This window comes from Alkalibacterium iburiense (assembly GCF_039521845.1).
Classification (GTDB): domain Bacteria; phylum Bacillota; class Bacilli; order Lactobacillales; family Carnobacteriaceae_A; genus Alkalibacterium; species Alkalibacterium iburiense.
The window spans coordinates 1-673 of the sequence record NZ_BAAACW010000008.1 but is presented as its reverse complement, the minus strand read 5'-3'; the positions used below and the strand labels follow the sequence as shown (position 1 = coordinate 673).

Annotated in this window: 1 protein-coding gene; it reads right to left on the bottom strand. The window is 34.6% G+C overall.

Translation table 11 applies throughout. The annotated features are described in order from the left end of the window. Positions 1-120 precede the first annotated feature (120 nt). Positions 121-528 (bottom strand): nuclease-related domain-containing protein, encoded by a 408-nt coding sequence (locus tag ABDZ53_RS00470; protein ID WP_343752877.1) that lies wholly within the window; start codon positions 526-528, stop codon positions 121-123. Positions 529-673: the final 145 nt, after the last annotated feature.

The following is a 673-nucleotide window of genomic DNA, read 5'->3' as shown; positions in this document are numbered from 1 at the left end:
AAAGAGCGGGCAAAATCGCACTGTTAACAAGGAAAAGTAGTAAACCGGTTAGGTTTTGACACCCTAACCAGATTATAAATATAAAAATTGGGTTTGATAAAGACGGCATGAGAGATAACGTCAAATCGAAGGCCCATTTTTCCTAATTAAGTTCTGAATAAGACTACTGCTTTTTCTTACTTGAACGATAGGACTGGTATACACTAAACCGGAGTCAGCATGAAGAGCATCGTCACTATATGTGTATTCTCCGGTCATGTTTTTAATCTCAAATAGTCGAATGGTGTTATCTATAATCATGAGCGAATCCACTTGAGAAAGAAAACTTCCATCTTTTAGCATGAGATCATTTAACACGGGGACACCAGGAACTAGTTTAGCTACTGCTTTATCAAATTCCTTTTCGCCTTCATATCCTTTGATTTGAGTCCAGTACTCTCTTTTTCTTTCAGTTGTTAGACTGGATCGCCCATTTAATGCTTCTAATACACGAAGTGCAATGGGTTTTGTTCGTTCTTTAATAATCAATTTTCTATCCTCCTAAAAACGTCTTACTATATATACTGTCTATTTATTTTAAAACTCACGAAAAAATATATTTTTATAAAAAACAATATGATTGCTTCGCAATCTAAGCCATGACAGAAAAGAGAGAGTATCCTATAATTAACAT